Origin of the sequence: Roseateles sp. PN1, assembly GCF_038419725.1 — a bacterium.
Lineage (GTDB): Bacteria > Pseudomonadota > Gammaproteobacteria > Burkholderiales > Burkholderiaceae_C > Paucibacter_A.
The window spans coordinates 1-20370 of sequence record NZ_JBCARA010000020.1 but is presented as its reverse complement, the minus strand read 5'-3'; the positions used below and the strand labels follow the sequence as shown (position 1 = coordinate 20370).

General features: G+C 58.5%; 29 protein-coding genes. 6 read left to right on the top strand and 23 right to left on the bottom strand.

The window, feature by feature from the left end; genetic code table 11:
• Nucleotides 1–28 precede the first annotated feature (28 nt).
• Nucleotides 29–1396, top strand: a complete 1368-nt coding sequence (locus AABB87_RS22145; protein WP_341973487.1) for an efflux RND transporter periplasmic adaptor subunit — start codon at nucleotides 29–31, stop codon at nucleotides 1394–1396.
• Between the two features lie 4 nt (nucleotides 1397–1400).
• Nucleotides 1401–3623 carry an HlyD family efflux transporter periplasmic adaptor subunit gene (locus AABB87_RS22140; RefSeq protein WP_341973486.1) on the top strand — a complete coding sequence of 741 codons (2223 nt, stop codon included), beginning with the start codon at nucleotides 1401–1403 and terminating at the stop codon, nucleotides 3621–3623.
• 116 nt (nucleotides 3624–3739) lie between these two features.
• Here the strand turns inward: AABB87_RS22140 and AABB87_RS22135 are convergent, their stop codons facing one another.
• From AABB87_RS22135 to AABB87_RS22100, 9 genes are all read right to left on the bottom strand, one after another.
• Nucleotides 3740–3895: a hypothetical protein gene (locus AABB87_RS22135; protein WP_341973485.1), complete on the bottom strand. Its 156-nt coding sequence runs from the start codon at nucleotides 3893–3895 to the stop codon at nucleotides 3740–3742.
• A gap of 1121 nt (nucleotides 3896–5016) precedes the next feature.
• On the bottom strand, nucleotides 5017–5433 hold the full coding sequence (locus AABB87_RS23140) for a DUF4124 domain-containing protein (RefSeq protein ID WP_445944901.1): 417 nt from the start codon (nucleotides 5431–5433) through the stop codon (nucleotides 5017–5019).
• 184 nt (nucleotides 5434–5617) lie between these two features.
• Nucleotides 5618–6142, bottom strand: a complete 525-nt coding sequence (locus AABB87_RS22130) for a hypothetical protein (protein WP_341973484.1) — start codon at nucleotides 6140–6142, stop codon at nucleotides 5618–5620.
• A gap of 142 nt (nucleotides 6143–6284) precedes the next feature.
• Nucleotides 6285–6623, bottom strand: coding sequence for a hypothetical protein (locus AABB87_RS22125; protein ID WP_341973483.1), 339 nt, complete (start codon nucleotides 6621–6623; stop codon nucleotides 6285–6287).
• Nucleotides 6624–7335: 712 nt separating this feature from the next.
• The gene (locus AABB87_RS22120) at nucleotides 7336–7968 is read right to left on the bottom strand and encodes a LysE family translocator (protein WP_341973482.1); all 633 of its coding nucleotides are present in this window, start codon (nucleotides 7966–7968) and stop codon (nucleotides 7336–7338) included.
• 111 nt (nucleotides 7969–8079) lie between these two features.
• Nucleotides 8080–8385, bottom strand: coding sequence for a hypothetical protein (locus AABB87_RS22115; RefSeq protein WP_341973481.1), 306 nt, complete (start codon nucleotides 8383–8385; stop codon nucleotides 8080–8082).
• The gene (locus AABB87_RS22110) at nucleotides 8382–8732 is read right to left on the bottom strand and encodes a hypothetical protein (RefSeq protein WP_341973480.1); all 351 of its coding nucleotides are present in this window, start codon (nucleotides 8730–8732) and stop codon (nucleotides 8382–8384) included. Before AABB87_RS22110 ends, AABB87_RS22115 begins: the two co-directional genes overlap by 4 nt.
• 114 nt (nucleotides 8733–8846) lie before the next feature.
• Complete coding sequence (locus AABB87_RS22105) at nucleotides 8847–9122, bottom strand: hypothetical protein (RefSeq protein ID WP_341973479.1); 276 nt, start codon at nucleotides 9120–9122, stop codon at nucleotides 8847–8849.
• A gap of 70 nt (nucleotides 9123–9192) precedes the next feature.
• Entirely contained in the window at nucleotides 9193–9519 is a 327-nt protein-coding gene (locus tag AABB87_RS22100; protein ID WP_341973478.1) for a hypothetical protein, read from the bottom strand.
• A 239-nt stretch (nucleotides 9520–9758) separates the two neighbouring features.
• On the opposite strand from AABB87_RS22100, the gene AABB87_RS22095 reads away from it, so the two are divergent.
• Both AABB87_RS22095 and AABB87_RS22090 read left to right on the top strand, forming a co-directional pair.
• A complete protein-coding gene (locus AABB87_RS22095; RefSeq protein WP_341973477.1) occupies nucleotides 9759–10010 on the top strand; it encodes a type II toxin-antitoxin system Phd/YefM family antitoxin in 252 nt (83 codons plus the stop codon).
• Nucleotides 10007–10261, top strand: a complete 255-nt coding sequence (locus AABB87_RS22090; RefSeq protein WP_341973476.1) for a Txe/YoeB family addiction module toxin — start codon at nucleotides 10007–10009, stop codon at nucleotides 10259–10261. Before AABB87_RS22095 ends, AABB87_RS22090 begins: the two co-directional genes overlap by 4 nt.
• Here AABB87_RS22090 and AABB87_RS22085 read toward each other — a convergent pair.
• From AABB87_RS22085 to AABB87_RS22035, 11 genes are all read right to left on the bottom strand, one after another.
• On the bottom strand, nucleotides 10255–10872 hold the full coding sequence (locus AABB87_RS22085) for a hypothetical protein (protein ID WP_341973474.1): 618 nt from the start codon (nucleotides 10870–10872) through the stop codon (nucleotides 10255–10257). The two genes, AABB87_RS22090 and AABB87_RS22085, sit on opposite strands and share 7 nt — an antisense overlap.
• A gap of 141 nt (nucleotides 10873–11013) precedes the next feature.
• On the bottom strand, nucleotides 11014–11376 hold the full coding sequence (locus AABB87_RS22080) for a hypothetical protein (protein ID WP_341973473.1): 363 nt from the start codon (nucleotides 11374–11376) through the stop codon (nucleotides 11014–11016).
• Nucleotides 11377–11543: 167 nt separating this feature from the next.
• Nucleotides 11544–12395 carry a hypothetical protein gene (locus tag AABB87_RS22075; protein WP_341973472.1) on the bottom strand — a complete coding sequence of 284 codons (852 nt, stop codon included), beginning with the start codon at nucleotides 12393–12395 and terminating at the stop codon, nucleotides 11544–11546.
• A gap of 49 nt (nucleotides 12396–12444) precedes the next feature.
• A complete protein-coding gene (locus tag AABB87_RS22070) occupies nucleotides 12445–12906 on the bottom strand; it encodes a GNAT family N-acetyltransferase (RefSeq protein WP_341973470.1) in 462 nt (153 codons plus the stop codon).
• Nucleotides 12907–13077: 171 nt separating this feature from the next.
• The gene (locus tag AABB87_RS22065; protein ID WP_341973469.1) at nucleotides 13078–13305 is read right to left on the bottom strand and encodes a hypothetical protein; all 228 of its coding nucleotides are present in this window, start codon (nucleotides 13303–13305) and stop codon (nucleotides 13078–13080) included.
• Nucleotides 13306–13548: 243 nt separating this feature from the next.
• Nucleotides 13549–14115, bottom strand: coding sequence for a hypothetical protein (locus AABB87_RS22060; protein ID WP_341973468.1), 567 nt, complete (start codon nucleotides 14113–14115; stop codon nucleotides 13549–13551).
• Nucleotides 14084–14371, bottom strand: coding sequence for a DUF2695 domain-containing protein (locus AABB87_RS22055; protein WP_341973467.1), 288 nt, complete (start codon nucleotides 14369–14371; stop codon nucleotides 14084–14086). The genes AABB87_RS22060 and AABB87_RS22055 overlap by 32 nt, the downstream gene beginning before the upstream one ends.
• A gap of 493 nt (nucleotides 14372–14864) precedes the next feature.
• The gene (locus AABB87_RS22050; RefSeq protein WP_341973466.1) at nucleotides 14865–15266 is read right to left on the bottom strand and encodes a hypothetical protein; all 402 of its coding nucleotides are present in this window, start codon (nucleotides 15264–15266) and stop codon (nucleotides 14865–14867) included.
• Between the two features lie 426 nt (nucleotides 15267–15692).
• On the bottom strand, nucleotides 15693–16445 hold the full coding sequence (locus tag AABB87_RS22045) for a TIGR02391 family protein (RefSeq protein ID WP_341973465.1): 753 nt from the start codon (nucleotides 16443–16445) through the stop codon (nucleotides 15693–15695).
• Between the two features lie 664 nt (nucleotides 16446–17109).
• Nucleotides 17110–17448 (bottom strand): hypothetical protein, encoded by a 339-nt coding sequence (locus tag AABB87_RS22040; protein WP_341973464.1) that lies wholly within the window; start codon nucleotides 17446–17448, stop codon nucleotides 17110–17112.
• Between the two features lie 119 nt (nucleotides 17449–17567).
• Complete coding sequence (locus AABB87_RS22035) at nucleotides 17568–18347, bottom strand: DUF2071 domain-containing protein (RefSeq protein WP_341973463.1); 780 nt, start codon at nucleotides 18345–18347, stop codon at nucleotides 17568–17570.
• A gap of 309 nt (nucleotides 18348–18656) precedes the next feature.
• Here AABB87_RS22035 and AABB87_RS22030 point away from each other — a divergent pair, with 309 nt between their 5' ends.
• Nucleotides 18657–18884, top strand: a complete 228-nt coding sequence (locus tag AABB87_RS22030) for a hypothetical protein (RefSeq protein ID WP_341973462.1) — start codon at nucleotides 18657–18659, stop codon at nucleotides 18882–18884.
• A 107-nt stretch (nucleotides 18885–18991) separates the two neighbouring features.
• Here the strand turns inward: AABB87_RS22030 and AABB87_RS22025 are convergent, their stop codons facing one another.
• From AABB87_RS22025 to AABB87_RS22015, 3 genes are all read right to left on the bottom strand, one after another.
• A complete protein-coding gene (locus tag AABB87_RS22025) occupies nucleotides 18992–19348 on the bottom strand; it encodes a colicin immunity protein (protein WP_341973461.1) in 357 nt (118 codons plus the stop codon).
• Nucleotides 19349–19431: 83 nt separating this feature from the next.
• Complete coding sequence (locus AABB87_RS22020; protein ID WP_341973459.1) at nucleotides 19432–19740, bottom strand: hypothetical protein; 309 nt, start codon at nucleotides 19738–19740, stop codon at nucleotides 19432–19434.
• A 113-nt stretch (nucleotides 19741–19853) separates the two neighbouring features.
• Complete coding sequence (locus AABB87_RS22015) at nucleotides 19854–20210, bottom strand: DUF6678 family protein (RefSeq protein WP_341973504.1); 357 nt, start codon at nucleotides 20208–20210, stop codon at nucleotides 19854–19856.
• Here AABB87_RS22015 and AABB87_RS22010 point away from each other — a divergent pair.
• The coding region (locus tag AABB87_RS22010; protein ID WP_341973511.1) for a hypothetical protein at nucleotides 20161–20370 on the top strand (210 nt) is incomplete at its 3' end. The two genes, AABB87_RS22015 and AABB87_RS22010, sit on opposite strands and share 50 nt — an antisense overlap.

The window sequence follows — 20370 nt, the reverse complement described above, 5'->3', positions numbered from 1 at the left end:
CTGACGCCGATGGCGCATCCACTCCGGCATGACGGCAGCTGAGGGAGGACCTGCGTCGGATGCCAGTTCGGCGGCGCGCCTGCTGGAGCTGGCACGCCGAGCCCGGCAGGCAGGCAGCCGCGCGGTGCTGGGCTTTCTGGCCGTCAACGACAGCCTGCAGCTGGCGACCTACCGGCAGAGCGCGCTGTGGCTGCGCGAGGGCGGCGTGCGCGCCCTGTCCGGGGTCGTGCAGATCGAGGCCAACGCGCCCTATGTGCACTATCTGGCGCGGCTGTGCGGCCATCTGGCCGCACAGCCCGGTGACGAGCCGAGCGCGGTCACGGCCGAGTCACTGCCGCCTGAGCTGGCCAGCGAGTGGGCCGACTGGCTGCCGGCCCAAGGCCTGTGGTTGCCGCTGCTGGACGGCCAGGGCGGTCTGCTGCTGCTGCGTGAGCCAGCCTGGTCGGCTGAGGAACAAGCCAGTCTGCTGGAATGGGCGGCCATCTGGACGCATGCCTGGCGCGCAGCCGGTCCGCGTACCGAGGGCGGCTGGTGGCACCGCTTGACTGGCGGCAAGCAACAAGAAGCGGCCGAAGCGCCGCGCGCCTGGTGGCGCCGCCCGCGGCTGCGCTGGCTGCTGCTGGCGGCCGGGGTGGCGATGCTGCCGGTGCGGCTCAGCGTGCTGGCGCCGGGTGAGCTGGTGCCGGCCCGGCCGGCCGTCATCCGCGCGCCGCTGGAGGGTGTGCTCGGCAGTTTCCAGGTCAAGCCGAACGAGGCAGTGAAAGCCGGCCAGCCGCTGTTCCGCTTCGACGACGCGGCCCTGCAAGCTCGGCTGGAGGTGGCCCGGCAATCGCTGGCCGGCTCCGAAGCCGAGTACCGCCAAGCAGCCCAGCTGGCCGTCTCCGACCCCCGCTACAAGGCCCAGCTGGCGCCGCTGATGGGTAAGGTGGAAGAGCGCCGGGCGGAGGCCGAGTATTTGCAAGGGCAATTGGAGCGCGCTCATGTGCTGGCGCCGGAAGACGGCATCGTGCTCTTCGACGACCCCAGCGAATGGATAGGCCGGCCGGTCTCGACCGGCGAACGCATCATGCGGCTGGCGCGGGCCGGCGACGTCGAGCTGGAAGCCTGGCTGGACCTCGGCGATGCCATCCCGCTGCCCGAGCAGGCCGAAGTCCGCCTTTACCTGAACGCCAGCCCGCTGCAGGCCATTGAGGCCAAGCTGCGCTACATGGCCTTCGAAGCGGTGCAGCGGCCGGACGGACGCTATGCCTACCGGGTGCGCGCCCGGCTCGACCAGGCCACCGAGCACCGGGTCGGTCTCAAGGGCACGGCCAAGCTGTCCGGCGAACGGGTGCCGCTGATCTACTGGGTGCTGCGCCGCCCACTGGCCCTGCTGCGCCAGGTGCTGGGCTGGTGAGCGCATGCTGAACCACAGCTCCGCCTTGAGGCCGACGTCGGACTCGATGGCAGCGCCACTGCGGCTCGAGCCACCCCGGCCGGGCGGCACGCCCAGGCTGCCGCTGCTGCGCGAGGAACTGGCCCTGCACCCCGGACCCGATCTGGCCGACGGTCAACCCAGCTGGACCTTGCAGGATCCGGTGCGTCACCAGTTCTTCCGCATCGACTGGCTGAGCTTCGAGATCCTCCGCCGCTGGGCGCTCGATGACCTGCAACGGATTGCCGACGATGTACAGGCCTGCACCACGCTGCGCCCGCAGGCCGACGATGTGCAGGCCTTCGCCCAGTTCCTGATCGACAACCAACTGGTGCAGCCGCGCGCCGCCGACAGCGCCCAGCAGCTGGCGGCGCGCCTGCAGCGCGCACGCGGCAATGCCTGGACCTGGCTGCTGCACCACTATTTGTTCTTCCGCATCCCACTGGCCCGGCCGGACCGCTGGCTGGACCGCGCCCTGCCCTGGGTGGCGCCGCTGTACAGCCGCGCCTTTGCCCGGCTCAGCCTGCTGGCCCTGCTGATCGGCCTAGTCGAGGTCTACCGCGACTGGGGCCGCTTCTCGGCCACCCTGGTCGACACCTTTTCCTGGGGCGGCCTGCTCGGCTACGGCCTGGCCCTCAGCGGCGCCAAGCTGATGCACGAGCTGGGCCATGCCTTCACCGCCAAGCGCTATGGCTGCCGGGTGCCCACCATGGGCCTGGCCTTTCTGGTGCTCTGGCCCATGGCCTACACGGACACCAACGAAGTCTGGAAGCTGCGCGACGCCAGGCAGCGCCTGGCCGTGGCCGGTGCCGGCATCGCCACCGAGCTGCTGATCGCCGTCTGGGCCACCCTGGCCTGGAGCCTGCTGCCAGACGGTGGGCTGCGCTCCGCCGCCTTCATGCTGGCCACCACGACCTGGCTGGCCACGGTGGCCATCAACAGCAGCCCCTTCATGCGCTTTGACGGCTACTTCCTCCTGTCCGACGCGCTCGACATGCCCAATCTGCACGGCCGAGCTTTCGCGCTGGCGCGCTGGCAGCTGCGCGAGCGCCTGTTCAAACTGGGTCTGCCGCCGCCCGAGACCTTCAGCCGGCAGCGCCGGCGCGGCCTGATCCTGTTCGCTTACGCCACCTGGTTGTACCGACTGGTGGTCTTTCTCGGCATCGCCGTGCTGGTCTACGGCTTCTTCATCAAAGCGGTCGGGGTGCTGCTCTTTGTGCTGGAGCTGCTCTGGTTCGTCGCCCTGCCGCTGTGGCGCGAGATCAAGCTGTGGCCGGCCCTGCTGCGCCAGCGGGCAGGCGCAGCAGACAAGGCCTCATCCTGGGCTGCATGGGCGAGTGCCTGGCGCCGCCCGCTCCTTCTGCTGGGCCTGCTGCTGCTGGCCTTGATACTGCCTTGGCCGCAGCGACAGACGAGTTCGGGCCTGCTCAAGCCAACTCAGGTGATGGCCCTGTATGCGCCGGCCGGGGCGCGGCTGCAAAACCTGCCTTGGACCGAGGGCGCGCCGGTGGCGGCCGGCCAGCTGCTGCTGGAGTTGGACTCGCCCGAACTGCAGCTGCGCCAACAAAAAGCAAAGGCACGGCTGGAACGGCTGCGTTGGCAGGCCAGCTTGGCCGGCGTGGATCAGGAGCAGCGCCGCAATCTCGGCCTGCTGCAGCAGGAGGAAGACACAGCCCGGGCCGAGCTGGCCAATCTGCAGGCAGAGTTGGCCCAGTACCGACCGCTGGCGCCCTTCAACGGCGTGCTGCGCGACATCAACCCGGAGCTGCAGACTGGCACATGGGTGGCCCGGCGCGAGCGCCTGGCCCTGCTGGTCAATCCGCAAGCCTGGCAGGTGGAGACCTGGCTTGACGAGGAGGCGGTGCGCCGCATCGCAATCGGCAACCAAGGACGCTTCCGGACCGATGGCCTCGAAGGCCCGGCCATCGCAATGCAGGTGCTGGCCATCGACCGTGATGCCACCCGCCAGCTGCCGGGCGCCGAGCTGAGTCTGGCCCAGGGCGGCTCGATTGCCACGCGCGACCAGCAAGGCCAGCACATTCCCGAGCATGCGGTCTACCGCGTCGTGCTGCAGGCATCGGCCCCGCCGCCCAGCATGGCCGCGCACAGCTGGCGCGGCCAGGTGCTGATCGAGGGCGAGTGGGAGGCGCCGGGGTTGCGCTATGCCCGCGCCGCCCTGGTGCTGCTGTGGCGCGAGCTGGGCTTCTGAGCCAGTCTGAACGCGCCCGCTGGCCTACCGGCAAGCATCAGCCACGCAACACAGGGTGACGGTCAGGAAAATACTCCGGCATCGGGAAGGTGAATACATAGCCGCTGCTGCCTCTGCTAACCGCAAATCTTCTTTCCAGTGACGATGAAGGCAATCAGTTTGATTGCGGTTGCCAACCCGACCAACACCGCCGCCCCTTTGAAGACGCCAATTGCCGTGAGGACAATTGAAGTCCTCAATGCGGCGCATGAAAAGTAGTGACGGGTGTTCATGTTTTCTGCGCAACGTTTGAGGTAGTGGGCTTGCCTCAGGCAAGCCCCTTTGACCGAGAGGTTAAGCCGCACCTTCATCAAGAGTACGGGCTCAGAGGGCCAAAGCACCTATCAAGACTCTGCTCTCGACAGATGATCATCTCTCTGCGAGAGGTGTGAAACGCGAGAAAGAGATCACTTGAATCACCGCTGCTATCTCCATCATCTCCTCCGCAACCAACGCCACCGTAATCATGGGTCACGGTGACGTTGAGGGAGTAGAACCCAGCCTGATTTGGTGCTGCAGAGATCGTGTACTTGGCATCAGACCGTTCCAACCCGCTCTGGATTGCGAGGGTGCGGTTCTCTCGAAAGTCATAGATCTCTGAGCATTGGGTGGCATCCGAAATCCAACGCCACTTGCCGACAACCGGATGGGGCGGCGTTGGGGCCACTTGTGCGCAGCCAGCGAAGGCAAGGGCAAGCCAAGGCACTATGGAGGTGGAGCGCTTAAGCATGGATCGCGGCTGAACGTTCGAGTTAACCGGCCCGAAGCGGCGGGACGGCTTGGCCCGGTCTGGGAAAATGTGCCGCGTACCCCAGGCCGGGCCAAGACAGCCCGCCGTAGCGGGTCCAGTAGTTCAACGAGGGGTTAGGCGTCACCTTGGTGGCAGGTTTGCGATGCTTGGCGAGGACGAGCGGGCAGCATTGTTGAGAATCTCAGCAGTGCGGGAATCTCGTGCTAACTAACGAACACGAAGGCTTGCCGAAGAAGAAGTGGGAGTCCTGCCCAGACGAGGCCGAGCACGATGGCCGCGGGAATTGACGCGAAGGCTAGCTTAATCAAGAAAATGACCATGGACCAGAACTTCATCTGGATATCCACGACCACCACAGGTTGCTCGTTCTGCATTCTTTGTCTGCCTTGATGTAAGTGAGAGTAGTTCTATTGCGGGTAGGCAATTTCGGGTGAGCCGAACAAGTCGGCCGGAAGCACGAAGACCGGCGATCTCGATGTCTTTGGTGACGCCTAACGTTTGACATGAGGGGCAAGCGACGGCGGCACCAGCCTGCGTAACGAGCCGAGACCCGGACCGCCGTTGTTTGTCCCCTCGATGGAATGGTTAGGCCGGAGCAGGCCTTTAGCGACAGAACAGTCGAACATCGCTCTCTGCGACTTCTAGATCATGTTTATCAGTCTTCGCACCGTTGGGGTGCCTCACAGCGCCGCTTAGTACGTCTCGAGCCAAGGCACAACGCGATACGTCAGTTCCGTCTTCTCTGCCGTTTGACAGAGACTTGGGCGGCCGAGGTGGTTGCTTTGGCGTCGCCGCTTGGTCGCCCTGCGACGGTCTCGCTTGCTCTTTCCAGCGTAGCTGTGGCGTCGAGGCCGCTGGCGCGGAGTCCGCGGGCGACGCCTTGATCTTCAACTCAGTTGGCTTCACGCCAGCGCCGTCGCTTCTCTCAGAGTAGTGTGTCTGACCGTTCGCGTCCTTCCACTTGTAAACCTGAGCCTCGCTTCCCTGAACCAATAGTATGGAAAGCGCACAGAAAGCCATCGTGCTGGGAAGTAATTTGTTCATCTTCATGCCGGAGAAACCGTAGTATTTTCGATGGCCTAACGTTCAACTTGAGCTGCGAACGGCGGCTGGGCACGGAAGGCCCAGAATGAGATGGGGGCCTGGAGTGACCAGCCGTTGCGAGTCGGCTCGACCGCAGGGTTAGCCCGCACTGTCTCAGCACTCACTTCGCTACCTTCAGTTTTCCAATGACGGTAAGAGCGCGCCCGGAAACTTTATCTTTGACGTTTGCGATAACGTTGTAATTACCCACCGGATCGGTCTTGTCAAACTCTATTGTCACGCTAGCTTGGCCGAGCTGTATCACGCCACTCTGCATAGGGGCAAAGGACCATACCGCACCACCACCTGCAGGGGTCGCTACTCCATCAGGATTTTCAAGAATGAACTCAGAGACGACATCACAGGTTCCTTTTTCGCTTGGTGCGCAACCGTGAAAGAGAATGACTGCCGATACCGACGATCCAAGGCGAACAGCGTCGGTGGAGATGAGCTTTGGAGTTCCTTTGGTTGAGTTCCACGTCTGCCGAAACTGTCTTTCATCGGGCGTGAGCACTACCTGCGCACCAAAACTGCCGACACTGCGCATGCTTTCTGTGTCAGGGATTTGCTTGCCGGTCGAGTCGATCCAAGCGCTCTGCGCGACCAGAGGAAGAGACATGGCGAGAAAGATGATCAGCTTGTTCAAAGAAGCGAACTCCGTTTGTGCGGGCTAACGTTGAAGCTGAGCGGCCGCAGCCAGCTGGCTGCATGGAGCTGAAAATATACAGGCAGCGCAGCGCGGCTAGCTGGCAGAGGTCAACTCGAGCGACCAGTTAGGCCCTGGCACGCTACGACCCAAGCCCCATGATGGGCAGATACATCACCGCTGCCAGCAGCAACGGAACCAACAGAAGGCTTGCGGCACCCACAACAAAAGCAACGCGGCCACGCTTCTCCTTTTGGGGCCAAGCAAACCACACTGCAAGGACAAGAAGCGGCAAAGCCAATAGCGCCGGATAGAACTGCAGCGCCAACAAAGTCAGCATGGGCAAGTCAACGCCAAGGGATTGGAATACGTCCATGAATCCAGGAACGGCTTTAAACGTGACGAGTCCCGCGATTGCCGCCAGGAGCAAGCCAATTGACAAGAGAGCTCTCTCTCGAAGTACTACGTTGTTCATGTTCATGCATCCTCCCCAGAAGACAAATCGCAATTGAAGGGCCTAACGTTGAAGATAAACGGCTCACGACCGCAGGACGACGAAGTGCCAGAATGAAATGAAGCCCGCAGGCGCCGCGCCGTTGCGGGTCAAGTTGAGCGAGGGGCTAGGCCGCACGTAGCTGCGCAGGTAGACACGAGCTGTAGTGGCAGTTACCAAACCGCATTTACGGCGCGACTGAGGACAAATGCTCCGAGCGCGGCGATTAGTAGCGACTTGCATGCTGCCGGGAACGGTTTGCCGGCGAACTGTTGTGGGTAACTTCTAGCCAAGCTAAATTTGACCCTGACCAGGTGCGGATTGGACAGCAGAGATGCGAAGAATAGAACTAGGGCGATTGCCTCAAGGGCTGAGGCCGGGCTCGTTGGTTTGGAGGAAAAATCAGCAGCTATGCCCGCCGCGAAAAGTAGTGACAGAAGTACACAAACCATTCGCTGGCGAATCGTCAATTCAATCCAATCTAGCATGGTCGTTTCCAGTATGAGGTGCGCTGCTGTGATGTCCGAACCGAGCCGGAAATGATAGCCTCACTGCGGTTGGGATCTGGCAGGAGATTTGCGCGGCCTAACTCCAAAGTTAAGTGGCAATGATGCGAAGTATTATTGCCCCTTGAAATACCAGTTAGGCCCGCGCGCGAAGGCAGAGTGTTGCACTTCACATGTGAATCCGTGCGCTGCATTTAGTGTTGAGTGGCTGATGCAGCCAGGTTCAGCCCTAGCGCCCCCATGATGCTACCGGCGGAGCGATCAACCCATTTTTTGAACCGGAGATATACGCTGCGTGGAGCTTCGGACGACAACACGGTTGCAACGATGGCATACCAGCCAGCCTCGATGAGAAAAACTAGAGCGACAACTAGTAGGTTGAATTGAATGGTCGGCGTGGCGGGTAGGAACGCTGCGAATACACTGGCATAGACGATGGCTGTTTTTGGGTTGCTGACTTGTGTTGCTAGACCAAGCAAAAAATAGCCTTTGCGTGGCTTAGCGCTTTCAAGCCTTGCGTCGCTTACATCAAGCTGTTGCGACGCGCCACGCCAAATTTGAATGCCGATGTAGGCTAGGTAGAAGCCGCCTACGACTTTGAGTGCAGCATAGAGCGTAGGTACGGCCAGGAAGAGGGCATTTAAACCGAGCAACGACGCAGCAGCAAAAAGCAATGCACCAAGCCCCATGCCCAAGGCCGCGTTTAAGCCGTTCGTCCTGCCGGCGGATGCAGCAGTTCTAGCAACCATAACAAAGCTAGGGCCGGGGCTTGCTGCACCAACGCAGAGTGCTGCGCCAATACCTATTAGGGAACTGAATTCACTCATGGTTGGCTCCTAAATTTGTGCTGGGTTTGTAGTTGGCCTAACGTCGGCGCTAAGCCTTCCGCGCCAGCGTGGCTGGCAAGGGTCGGTTGGAGCAATAGGTTGGATGGCACGTCAGAATCGACAGCCGACGATTTGTTTCAGCTCTGGACACGAATACTCGGCCTTCCAGTAGTGCGGGTCATTCAGGTCGCGATACTCGATACGCCCAGAGTGATAGTGCGTTTGATGAAATGGGTCCCGAAGAAGGACTCCGAGTCCCCATTCGGACCAACTCTCAGAGATAGCATTTCCCGCCTGCAGTTCGGCGCGGAGGATCGCCTGCAACTCTGGGCAAAGCTTCGCGGCGGATTCAGCGTGCTCGGACATGCCGTTGTGGGTCCGGTTGAGCGATGGGTTAGGCAGCGGATTCTGTCTCATGATGCCTCCTCGATTGCGACTTGCAACAGCTTGGAGAAAGCCAACGCTGACGATTCGCCCATTTCAACTGGATCGCCAAAGGCGTTGATCGAACACACCATGACCGCCCCGTGATCTGACCAGACATCTGCTCGCTCCAGCACCTGACGCGAGGGATCCGGACCGGCTAGCAGTGCGGCAAGAACCGAACGAAGTGCTTCTCGGCTCGTGCCCATTCGAGCTTCGAACTCCTCATCCCCGATGTAAACGCCATTGCATGCCTCGTTTAGCGCATTCGAAATTCCAACCAACTCCTCGCGAGTGAGCGACAAGAGCGTTCGATCGGGCGAGCTGAGGACGATATTCATTGAAAGCGGAGCTATTGGCGCGGTCGAAATCTGACGATGCCTAACGTTTCAGGCCAGCAGACCGGCCAGCACAGCTGGCCTGGGTCGGCTGCAATGAATGGTTAGACCGGGTGTTCATTTTGGAATGTCCGCCAGCCAATCAGCGATTTGGGCCAGCTCCTGGCTTTGATCGAGTCTCGTCGATTCGACCTCGAAAAGCTTTTCGCCCTTGCCACTTTCATATAGCCAAAGTGAAAGCCACCCGTCCCGGCGATCGCTTACGACTTCGAGGGTCTTCTGATGCCGCCTGACCATGGCACGCCAGTTTCCGAAGAACTGCGGGTGGTCCTCAAACATGAGAACAACACAGCCGGCGTCGCTGATCATTGAATAGAGAGCGGTCTGTTCCATGCACGATGTCTAACGTTGAAGCTGAGTCGCGAGCGGCGGCCGGCCGACGCGAGTCGGCTCGAGCGACTGGTTAGGCTGCACTCTTGCTTTGACCGCCATGGCTAGCGGAGAACCGCTTGCTGCCAATGCCAATCCAGACGACGACGCACAGGACAGAAAGCGGAATTGCGAAGATCAGCGGCACCCCAAGCACCGGGTTCCAGTAGGTGACTGCAGCGCAGCAAGCCGCTACTGCTGCAGGGACAATCATCCGCGTTCCAACGTAGCGATTGAACTGCGCTGCATCGCCGATGGTTCGATAGTCAATCGTATTGAGCAACGGCCTAGCCCCAGCAAATCGGAATGCAAACGCACACAGCAGAAGAATTGCTGTGACCAATAGATGCGCTACGAACATGCTTACCCCCTCGGATCAAGAGCGTCAAATCGTGTCATAACTCAATTCTTCCGTGCAGCCTAGCGTCGAAGTTGAGCCGCGAGCAGCGGCTGGCCGCGGAAGGCCCAGAATGAAATGGGGGCCTGTAGAGACCAGCCCTTGCGAGTCGGCTCGAACGACTGGTTGGGCGTCTCGACCCGAACCATGGACATGGCGGAACTAAATATGTACAATAACTTGTACAAAGAAGGAGTCCCGCAATGGATGCTATTACATACTCGGCTGCGCGCGCCAACTTGGCCAGCACCATGGATCGTGTTTGCAATGATCATGAAGCGCTCATTATTACGAGGAACGGCGACCAGTCTGTGGTGATGCTTTCATTGGAGGACTTTCAAGCCATGGAAGAGACTGCGTATCTGCTGCGCAACCCAGCAAATGCTAAGCGATTGATGTCGGCGGTGGCCCAACTGGGTGCGGGCAAGGGCGTTGAACGGGAACTGACCAAGTGAGGTTGATTTTTGCCGAAGAAGCTTGGGAAGACTATCTCTATTGGCAGAAACAAGATCGCAAAATGGTCGAACGTATCAACAAGCTGGTCCAAGAGATACGCCGCGACCCATTTAGTGGCATTGGAAAGCCCGAGCCGCTCAAGCATGCGCTCGCGGGATTTTGGTCTCGCCGCATTACGGATGAAGATCGAGTGGTCTACAAGGTCGAAGGCGATGCTCTTCTGATTGCGCAGCTCCGCTATCACTATTGAGACGCCCAACGCTTGAGTTCAGCGGCCGCCGGAGGCGGTCCGCTGGAAAAAAGAGTTAGAGCGCTTTCGGCAAAACCGCGGAACTCATTGAGCACATGGGTGCCAGGATAGGCTTCTAGCTTTGGATACTGGCTTCGATAGTACTCATTCCAGTAGCTCACAACGCGACGGCCTATCGTTCCGTGGAGAGCGGCGTTGTCCTTGAGATACTCACCATACATCTGGGCATTCAACTTCGGAAGTTCTCGCTCAATGACTTGAACTATCTCGACAACGTACTCGCCGATCAGTTGTGTGATGAAGGGCGCGACCCATGGTCGTTCGACGGCAATGAGCTGCTTTGTGCACTCCTCGCGTAGCAAGCCATCGTGGTGCCTGGTGCCAAGGCAGAGTGCAATGTGACCCTGATCTCCCGGTCTCCCGGCGCACTTGAGTACCTGGCTCTGCCGGTAGTAAACCCGGTATGGAATCTGGAGTTGCTCGCCTTGGACATTGACTGTGAAGCCTTGAGCCGGAGGGTGCAACTGATAGTCAGAGATCGCCGGGATCACGGCCGTTACGTCTGCGGCCAGATGAGCCGGGAACGCGTTGGTCTCTGTCGGAGTTGGCATGGAGCGCTCTAACGTTGAAGCTGAGCAGCCGCAGCCAGCTGGCTGCGTGGAGCTGAAACCATCCAGGCAACGTAGCGCGGCCAGCTGGCGGAGGTCCGCTCGAGCAACCGGTTAGGCCGCGCTTGCATTGACTTGAAAGCGCTACTGGACAAAGCCCTGCTCCTTGTAGCTCGCGTAACCGGCTTTCACAAGCAGAGAAAGCTCCTTGAATACTTCTGGCTCTGGCGCACTGAAATTGAAGCACGACTTGCCTTGCATTCGGGCTTTGAGTTCGGGTGATGCTGAGCCCAGAAGTTCAGGTTTCAGGTACACCGGCATGAGATGGAAACTGACGTATGACTTCTTGATCTGGACGGCGCCGAAGAACAAGGGCTTCTTGTTCTTCTGAATGTGAAGAGTATCGAGATACAACTCTTGATCGTCGTCCCGGGTGGCAGCAAGCATGTCGGCGTAGGGCGCCAGGATCTTGCGAAGCTCGGCGAATGCAATGGCTAGATCTGGCATTGGGGTTCCTACGGCCTTGGATGATCGGACATTTGGAGTGCGATTCCTAACGTTCGAGCTAAGCGGGCGACGACGGCAGGACGCCAGGCCCGGGCTGGCGAAAATGTACCGCGTACCGCCAGACCGGGCCTGGTGGCTTGCCGTTGGCGCTCCGCTTGAGCGATGGGTTATGTCACACCTTGCCGAGCTTCCGCTAGCTTGAACAGCGATGCATCCCACACCGCGCCCTCGAGGCGCGACTGCTCAAGAGCTCGGCTGACATGCGACCAACTCACGTCCACGGTGTTGAAGGACGCGTAGGTCCGCAGCATGGCGGTCAGTAAGGAATCAATCTTCTCGATGTTCCTCTTTCGCTTCATGTACCAGTAGAGGGAGAGCGCCCCTACTCCGACTGCAAGGGCTGGATGAACAATGAGGGACAGCGCTGTCGCGCCCGAGGCAATAACAGTCTGCCAAGGTCGCGACGCGAGTGCGGAGATTGAAGGAGTATGGTCAGCTTTCGGCGGGTGCGGGCTCTTGATGTACGCATCTATTCCAAGCAACTTCTTGCGGATCTCAGTCACAGTTGCTATGTATTCCGCGTACGTCAACAAGTTCAGAAAGAGCCAATCAATCTCGCGAGTTCGAAGTGAGTCGTCAGCCAAGTAGCCGGATAGGGCAGCCAAGATCGCCGGTCTGTGAATTTCAAGATAGGCGAGATCAGCTTCGACATCCTCTGTTGTGCGATGGTGCCACTCTTCAGGGGTCAAGTAGTCCTGAACGATCCCAGCTTGGACGTTCATTCGTCGCATCGAGTCGAATACGCGATCCACCAGTTCTTGAGCAATCTCCCTCTGGCTGTGTCCAAGAGAGGCAGCAGCGGTTGCGCGAGAAATGGATTGCAATTTCAGCTTCCAGAAGCGGGGCGGTGGATTGTGCGGCCTAACGTTCGAGCTAAGCGGGCGACGACGGCAGGACGCCAGGCCCGGGCCGGTGAGAATGTACAGCGTACCACCGGCCTGGGCCTGGTGGCCTGCCATTGGCGCTCCGCTTGCGCGAGGGGTTAGGCCTCAGTTGCATCCGCCGCCTTCAAAGAACTTTGCGCATGAAGGCATTTGGAACCACGATATCGCGTACAACAGGTGCTCTCCTCTCGACGACGGCGAAGCCAAAGTGTTCGAAGAAGGGTTGCGCGGTGCGGCTGACATCTGAGGTTAGTTCCTTCAGATGCAGGCGTCTTGCCTCAGATTCAAGAGCCTTCATCAAGGTCCCACCGATACCCCGCCGAGGATGCCTGCCGGAGACAAAGAAGTGGTCGATGTATCCCGTGGCTTGAACGTCCGCGTATCCAACCGGTTCGGCCTCGATCACCGCCACGAATGGGTTGATTCCGCGAATGCGACTGGCCCAGAGCTCTGGATCGACGGTCGAAGGTGCCCATGCGTCGATCTGCTCCTGCGCATAGTCGTGAACGGCGACTAGATGGATTGCGGAGTAGTAGATCTGGAAGAGTGCGGCCTCTTCTCCGGGAACGAAGCGTCGGATCTGCATCGGTGGTGGGTTCTGAGGCCTAACGTTGAAGCTGAGGGGCAGCAGCCAGCGGGCCGCGCGGAGCTGAAAATATACAGGCAGCGTAGCGGGGCCGGCTGGCGGAGGTCCACTCGAGCGACCAGTTAGGCATCGCAATTTCGATCTCGGTTGAGTTCAACCTTCGCTCTACAGTTACGCGTACTTATAGAAGAGAAGGAATGCAGGCTGAACTGCCAAGAATCCGACGATCGAGTAGTAGGTTCGCTTGCCAATCGTTGAGATCAACCACTGCTTGTCTTTGGTCTTGTGTCCATCAAGTGGGCGCCTCCAAGTTGTATAGATAAAGAACATAGCTACAAGTAAATCGGCTACAACGATGGCCATCAACACCAGGGTCAGTAGTAACTTCAGTTTGCTCATCAATTCAATTTTCAAAAAAACTTCCAGACCGCAAGTTTCTGTTTTCCCGGCAACCTTGTCGTCGGGAAAGCTAAAACAGACTCTCGCGAATAGCGGTGTAGCCAAGTGACGCCCAACGTTCGAGCTGAGGGGCCGGCGGCCAGCTGGCCGCGCGGAGCTGAAAATATACAGGCAGCGTAGCGCGGCCAACTGGCGGAGGTCCACTCGAGCGACCGGTTAGCCATCAACTCGCCAGCGACTACATCAAGCATAAGCATGCCATTTGCCCCCAATCGGCTCAAATGAAAGGTATGGAATGCGCTCGCCGTTCTCAGGCGTCAGAAGCACCTGCTTTCCGACGGCGCCAGCCAGGCTCTCAATGAAGGAAAGTACCTCACCGTGCGCCTTTGGGCTTTGAATCTCTCTCGGGTCTAGATCAAGCTCAATCTCTGAAACCACAAAGAAGTGACAGTTGGCAGTGACGGTTCCGAGATTCACTCGAAGCAGATGACTTCCGCCGCGATTCGAGAAGATGGATTCGACTTCCGGCGGAGCGGACGTAGCGCCATCGAACGTGTATGTGCAGATGAATCGAGACGAAAGCTCCAAAAGCTTCTTCCAGTCGAACAGGCCAACCTGAGGGATGTAGATATCCCTGAGCGATCCTTCGATCTCCCACAGTCCCAAGACTTCGCCGTAGGCTGGTCGATGCATTTGATGGCTAACGTTCGAATTCAGCGGACCAGCCAGCGAAGCTGGCGTAGGTCCGCTGCAATGAAGGGTTGAACGGCAGTTGCCATTAGCGGTTTTGCTCCCAGTGATCTGCAGCATTGGCAACCACCTCGCAATCGCAATTGCCGCCATGGGCCGCAAGCCACTCGAGAATTGATTTCTCGGGTTGCTTGTGTTCACTTACCCATTGGGTCGTGAAGCGTAGCGAGTGATTGCAGCCCTGGCTGTCCACATTTGATTCGACGAAGTCAAACAGTGATTCAAGGACTGAATCGGCCACAGGAAAAGCCGCGCGCGCCAATTCACGCTGTCGCAACTTCCAGTTCTTCTTCAAATCACGGTCGCTCGATTTCACTTAGCTGTGCCTTCTGCCGTTCAACGCCCAGTTAGGCTGGTGAGCAAAGCATGGCCTTGTAGCTTCGTCATGACTGATTGAACTGAGGCGCTATGCCAGTTGGTGTGATTTGCGCGTAGCCATGAAACGTCCTGTGAGCGCGCCCGTCGCCATGAAAACGGGGGCTCCGAGTAGGTAGAGAAACCAACCATTTGCCGCGTGTGCTTCGGTTGACTGCGCGACCAAGAACCATACGAGACCAAGCAAAAGGTGAAGCCCTACGAAGCCACCGACGACAGTCCACTTGCCAGCACCACTGAGACTAGCGATGCCAGCCCACACCCAATGGGGGGCAGCAAACATCACGTACAGAGAGAGCAAAGCTTCTGCCCTGCGCTCAAGCAAGGCAAGACTCAACTCCCCTGGGTCGCTGGTGAGCGCCACAACCAGTGCAACGAAAACGGGGAGTATCAAGTTTGCTAGGTAGTGCATGGTGAGTGCCTAACGTTCGAGCTCAGCGGGCGGCGAAGCCGTCCGCTGGAGCAAAGGGTTGAACGGCATGCCGCACTGCCTGAGCTTCGAATTCTTGAACAAAGGACGTCGCCTCCTGCAGGGTCGCTGGGTAGCGAACGGCGATCTGGCCGCCGCCTTCAACCGACCGGTAGACCGAATAGAAGCGAAACCCGCTATCCACCAGATACTTCACTTTCTGCCACTGCGCCAAGTCTTTGGATTTCGGCGCAGCGAATTTTCGGCTGAGCATCTCCATAGGACTACGGCATTGCGGGCAATTTCGTTTAAATAAGCTCACCGGGTATTTGAACGACTTGCGGCATGCAAAACACACGAACGGAAATCTGAACTGCTGCTCAGCCTTCGTTTTCGGGAAGTACTTGTGATGCTTGAACTTCGACATACGCCTCTGCCGTTCAACGCTGACGCTGAGCGGACCGCGCCGGCAGGACGCGGAAGGCCAAGAATGAAATTATGGCCTGCAGCGGCATGCCGGCGTGGGTCCGATCGAGCAACTGGTTAGATGGCATTGAGGGCGTCACGGCTGTCGTTCTCCTTTGGGGCGTTGACTCACCTGAGCGCCAACAAAGGCGATGGATCCGCAGAAAACCAGACGACCGATGAACCACCCTACTTGGCCGTCCGATAGGTCTGCAAAGTACCCCCAGATTGCCGCTACTAAAAGTGCAATGAGCGTCGCACCAAGACTCTTCCTCATGTTGCAGTCCTCCTCTGTTCGTCTTTGCCATCTAACGTTTGACATGAGGGGTGACCGACCGGCGCAGCCGGTTGGGCATCCCCTCGATGGAAGGGTTAGGTTTCATGGCGTTCACTTTGCCGCTTCTTCTGCTCTAGACGCGAGCAAGCTTAGAAGCTGTATGTATTGAAGCGCGCGTTTGTCTGGCCCGTTAGGGAAGGCATGTCCGCCTGGATTGCGCAGAGCCATAACTGCACCTTCATATAAATGCATCATTCCTTCCTGCTCATCCAGATCGGTTTGGTCTGCAAGGGCGTTGAACTTTAGAACTGGATTGTTCTTAGAGAAGACCGTTCGCATCAGTGGCACTCCATCTATGTCTGTACGGCCTGACAGTTCTTTGACATAGATGACCAGGGCTTTGCTTGCCGCAAAGACGGCTTCCCATGCGTGTCCGTTTTCAAGGAGTTCTTGAGTCGTAGCTGCGATGCGGGGGTGCAATGACTCTCCATGTTGCAATGACGTGGAGGCTGCCCGGCGGCGAAGCATTTGAATTTTCTGTTGCAGCCGACCGATCAGCTCTGCACAGATGGCGACCATGTACTCGCGCCCTTTCAGACGCGCTTCTACGATCTCGGGCTTCGTAATGCCTACGCGAAGGGGGCCTCGAAACATGTCCAGGCGGCCATATTCGTGGAACTCATGGGAATTCGGGCCGAATACTTCGCGAATGGTATTTGTGAAAGCCGATTCGAGAACTCTGATGTTTACGGAGTCCTCGCGAATGTCGCGTTCAACGCTCTTTGCTTGGAGAGAATCAATTCGGCACTGAAGCAAGTTGATTGCTTCCGAGATCTCTTCTTCTGACTTCCAGGTCTTATCCAAGCGGACTCCGAATGTGTGTTTGAAACCTAACGTGAAAGTGAGCGGACGCCGAAGGCGGTCCGCTCCAATGACAGGTTAAGTCTCAACGGCGCACTCCTCAAGGACGTTGAGAAAAGCTTCGCCTACAGCGCCAGGAAGCGAGTGGAGCGGAAGCGAGACCAGCCCATCTGATATACGTGCAAAGCCGCGTAGGTCGCCGCTCGAGCCACCATTGCGGGTTGGTTCAAAGCGGAAGCACTCGCCGCGCTCAACTTGAACAAGCCTCGACCCCACCATGAATGCTCGCTCTGACCGAACGCCTGCGGCAGCTAAGCGTGGCTTTGAAAGCGCAGACCAATCAGTTGGATGAGCAATGACGCCATGTGATTGAGCGAACGCCGCCAAGATGACGAGCCCCAGTGACTCTGGCGTCGCGTCGAGCGGCAGACACTTGAACTCAGGCTGCGCAATCCATAGCCCAGCCGTCGTCCGTTTGTTCGGATAGACGAAGTAGCGATCACGTAGGCGAAAGGCGCAGACTGCTTCCATGAGACTTAACGTTGAAGCTGAGCCGACCGCGACGGCAGGACGCAGAAGGCCGAGAATGAAATGACGGCCTGCAGCGGCTTGCCGTCGCGGGTCGGATCGAGCGAAAGGTTAGACCTCGCCCTTGATGGTGCAATGTTTAGACCCACTGTGATGCCCACCACCCCGAAGCGCTTGCGGCGATGCCGAACACCGCGTATCGGGCGCTCCGCCAGCGCAGGCGAGTGGCCCACAGCACGGCAGCAAGTGACGTGTAGAGCACTACGTTTGCCGCTGCGACCCAGAAGAGCATTTCGAACGAGCATGCGTCGAATGGCGAGCAGGCGGCAGTAGCGGCGAAGAATGCGTGCGAAGGGCACAACAGAAGAATGACAGCAAGGACCGGCGAGGGCAAAAGCGGGAATGCCGAGCCGAGCAGGAATGCCGCCAAGGCAACCGCGAGAGCGAGTGCAGCTGCAATGACAAGGTAGCGCGGCATCGGGAGTTTTCGAGGTCTAACGTTCGAGCTGAGGGGCCGCAGCCAGCTGGCCGCGCGGAGCTGAAAATATACAGGCAGCGCAGCGCGGCCAGCTGGCGGAGGTCCACTCGAGCGACAGGTTAGATTTCCGGGCGCACGATCTGCGGCGGAAGGTAGATGGTGAACTCATTGATTGGCTCCACTAGAACACTGTGAGGTAGTTGCTGTTCCGCCTCACTAACCAAGCCCATACGGTCGAGCAGACCAAAGCGCGCTGACTCGAGTCTCGCCGCGCTCACCACCAGTTGCTTGTGCCACACCCGGTACGTCCCCAACTTCCCATCACGCCGGTGATAAAAGCCTGCAAGTGGATGCGTCAGATACACAAGACCGGTTTCAGTATCGGGAAACCCAGGGAAGCACAGTGCCTCATCACCGTCCTGCTTGAGCTCGACCTCAGCTGGGGCCCATCGGGCCTTGGTTTGCATCTTGTACCTAGCGTAGCGCCCTGCCGTCTCATCAAACTCGCAGTCAAAGAAAACATTCCCGGCGAACCAGGGCAAGTTCCAGAGCACGTGTGGAACCACCAGAGTCCAGGAATCAAGTGTCGTTCCCAGGAACCATACACATCGCTCCCCCGTCAGCCTGTCGATGATGTAGATGCGGTAGTTCGTTTGCCCCATCGTGAACTTTGGGAACGGGAATACCGCAGAAGTGAAATCGACATCAATGAAGGGCACAACAGAGATGAGAGCTCTTTCGCAGCCGTCGATCTCGACCGTATCCAATGCGAATCGCGCGGGCATCAAGCCAGCAAATCGCCTCGGATCGACTGCATAAGTGATGATCGCGAAATGCTGAAGCTTGCAGAGGACGTCGACGCCAGAAGGCGTTGGCCGATCATGCAGGTAGTCGCTCATCTTGAGCGGCTGAGTGAGTGGCATAGCGGAGTTCAGGAAATCTAACGCCAAAGTTAACGGGCGGCAATGCGGAGCATTGACGTCCCTGTTGAACGACCTGTTAGGCTGGTGAGAGGTGCTTCAAACGTTGCCATACTAGACCTTTCGGCTTGCCTATTGAGGTGAACGCCGTGGCGACATGAGCTCAACGCCATACTCAACAGCGGACATAAACGTCACATCGGCGTCTGGACTTTCTATGAACGTGCCAGCTATGCATTTGAGCCCCCATAGCTCCAGCCATCCAGCCTTTTCGCCCTTTGGTGGTCCATGGCTAATCTGCACGTTCAGGTATTCGTCTCTTCCATCCCAAACAAGCCTGAGCTCCGCATCTTCATTGTGGATTCGAGTGACAGACGAGCCAAAGTCATGTGGACTTTCTTCGCGCAGGACAGCAAAGCCCGCACGCGCTACGAGTTGCTCGAATTTACTTACAGCCTCATTGATGCGCATGTGACGCCTCGCCAAATGACGAATAAACCAAGTGGTGGAAAATGAAAGCCTAACGTTGGAGCTGAGGGGCCGAAACTGGCTGGCCGCACGAAGCGATGATTACCTGCTGAGCGGAGTGCGGCCAGCCGGTTGAGGTCCACTCGAGCGACCGGTTAGACCGCATTCGTGCTTGTCCTGTGGCGATAGCCAGTTAGTGGAGCGCAGGTAAGCACGAACGCGGAGTGAGTCAGGGCTTCTTGGCCGATGAAGGCAGCGGCATTTCCATTGTTGATCGACGTCTCGCTGCTTGTGGCTGGCGGGTCGATTCCGTCCCAGATGCAATCGACTCGTGCCTCGAATCCTGGGTTTTGCCAGATCCCGCCTTCAACTCGAACAACAACCAGCCCAGCTTCGGTTGCACCGCGACACGCATGCATTGCTGCCTCAGGCGCAAGCTTCATCCACCCGCTGCCGTTCAGAACGAAGAAGAACGATGGCAAGGTGACGAGGTTTGCGCGGGCGGAGTCCATGCGGTCTAACGATTAAGCTAAGGGGCCGCGGAACGCGGTCCCAGTGAGCGAAGCGAACGATTTGAGCGCATTGTTAGGGGGGCTCACGTGAACACCGCGCTGATGATTGCGCAAATAACTGCGAACACGATTGCGCTGATTGCGATTTTGTTTGCCCGCTCTGAATTTGCCAAAGCACGACGCGCGATAGACAAGGTTTCTTCTTCTCGTAGGTCTCGTTTAGAAGCTGCTGCCAAAGCATCTGCTTCTTCAAGCTCATGAAGCCATTTACGAGCCTCAATTTCTCGGTCTTGCATAGGAGCGCCGGTTGCTCGGTTGGCTTCTTGCTGGACTCGAATTGCAGCGCGTCCGGCACGTTCGAAGCCTTTGCGCAGCTCTATTGGGTCTTCCACTGTTTAACCCCTAACGTTTGAGCTAACCGGCCTGCGACGGCATGACGCCGGAGGGCCAGAATGAAATGAGGCCCGTAGGTGGCATGCCGTTGCGGGTCCGGTTGAGCGAGTGGTTAGGCCTTTGCGGGCGGAAAGTCTTCATAGCATTTTGGCAAGTAGCCCCATATGCGAACCACGTCTCCACGCACTTCGAACTCCAACCCGATTTTCCGGAGTTCGGAAAGAATTGGTTCAGAGTGATCTGTAATCTTTGGAGGAAGAAGCCTGCCAACTGAAACCTGCTCATGCAAGCCGATATCCAACCACTGCACGCAAGCAAATGGGAGCGGCAAATGGTAGAACCACTCAGCGTCCCACCCGGAGATATGCCCGGTCACTGACTTAGATCGGTACGACGGTCTCCAGTCGGAGAGGGCTCGCATGAACGAGATGAGTTCGTTCCACTTCGTGTTGTTGGCCGCACCGACCAACCCACGGGAAGCCGCCTTGGCGCGAAAGTCATCCTTCGTATTGAAGGGAGCCGCATCGGCCATTGGTAGTTCACTCATGAAATGCCTAACAGTTAGCGTTTATCTGCCGCCGCACGGCGGTGACAGAACAACCCAATGCAGCCGGCGGCAGGTAAACCGT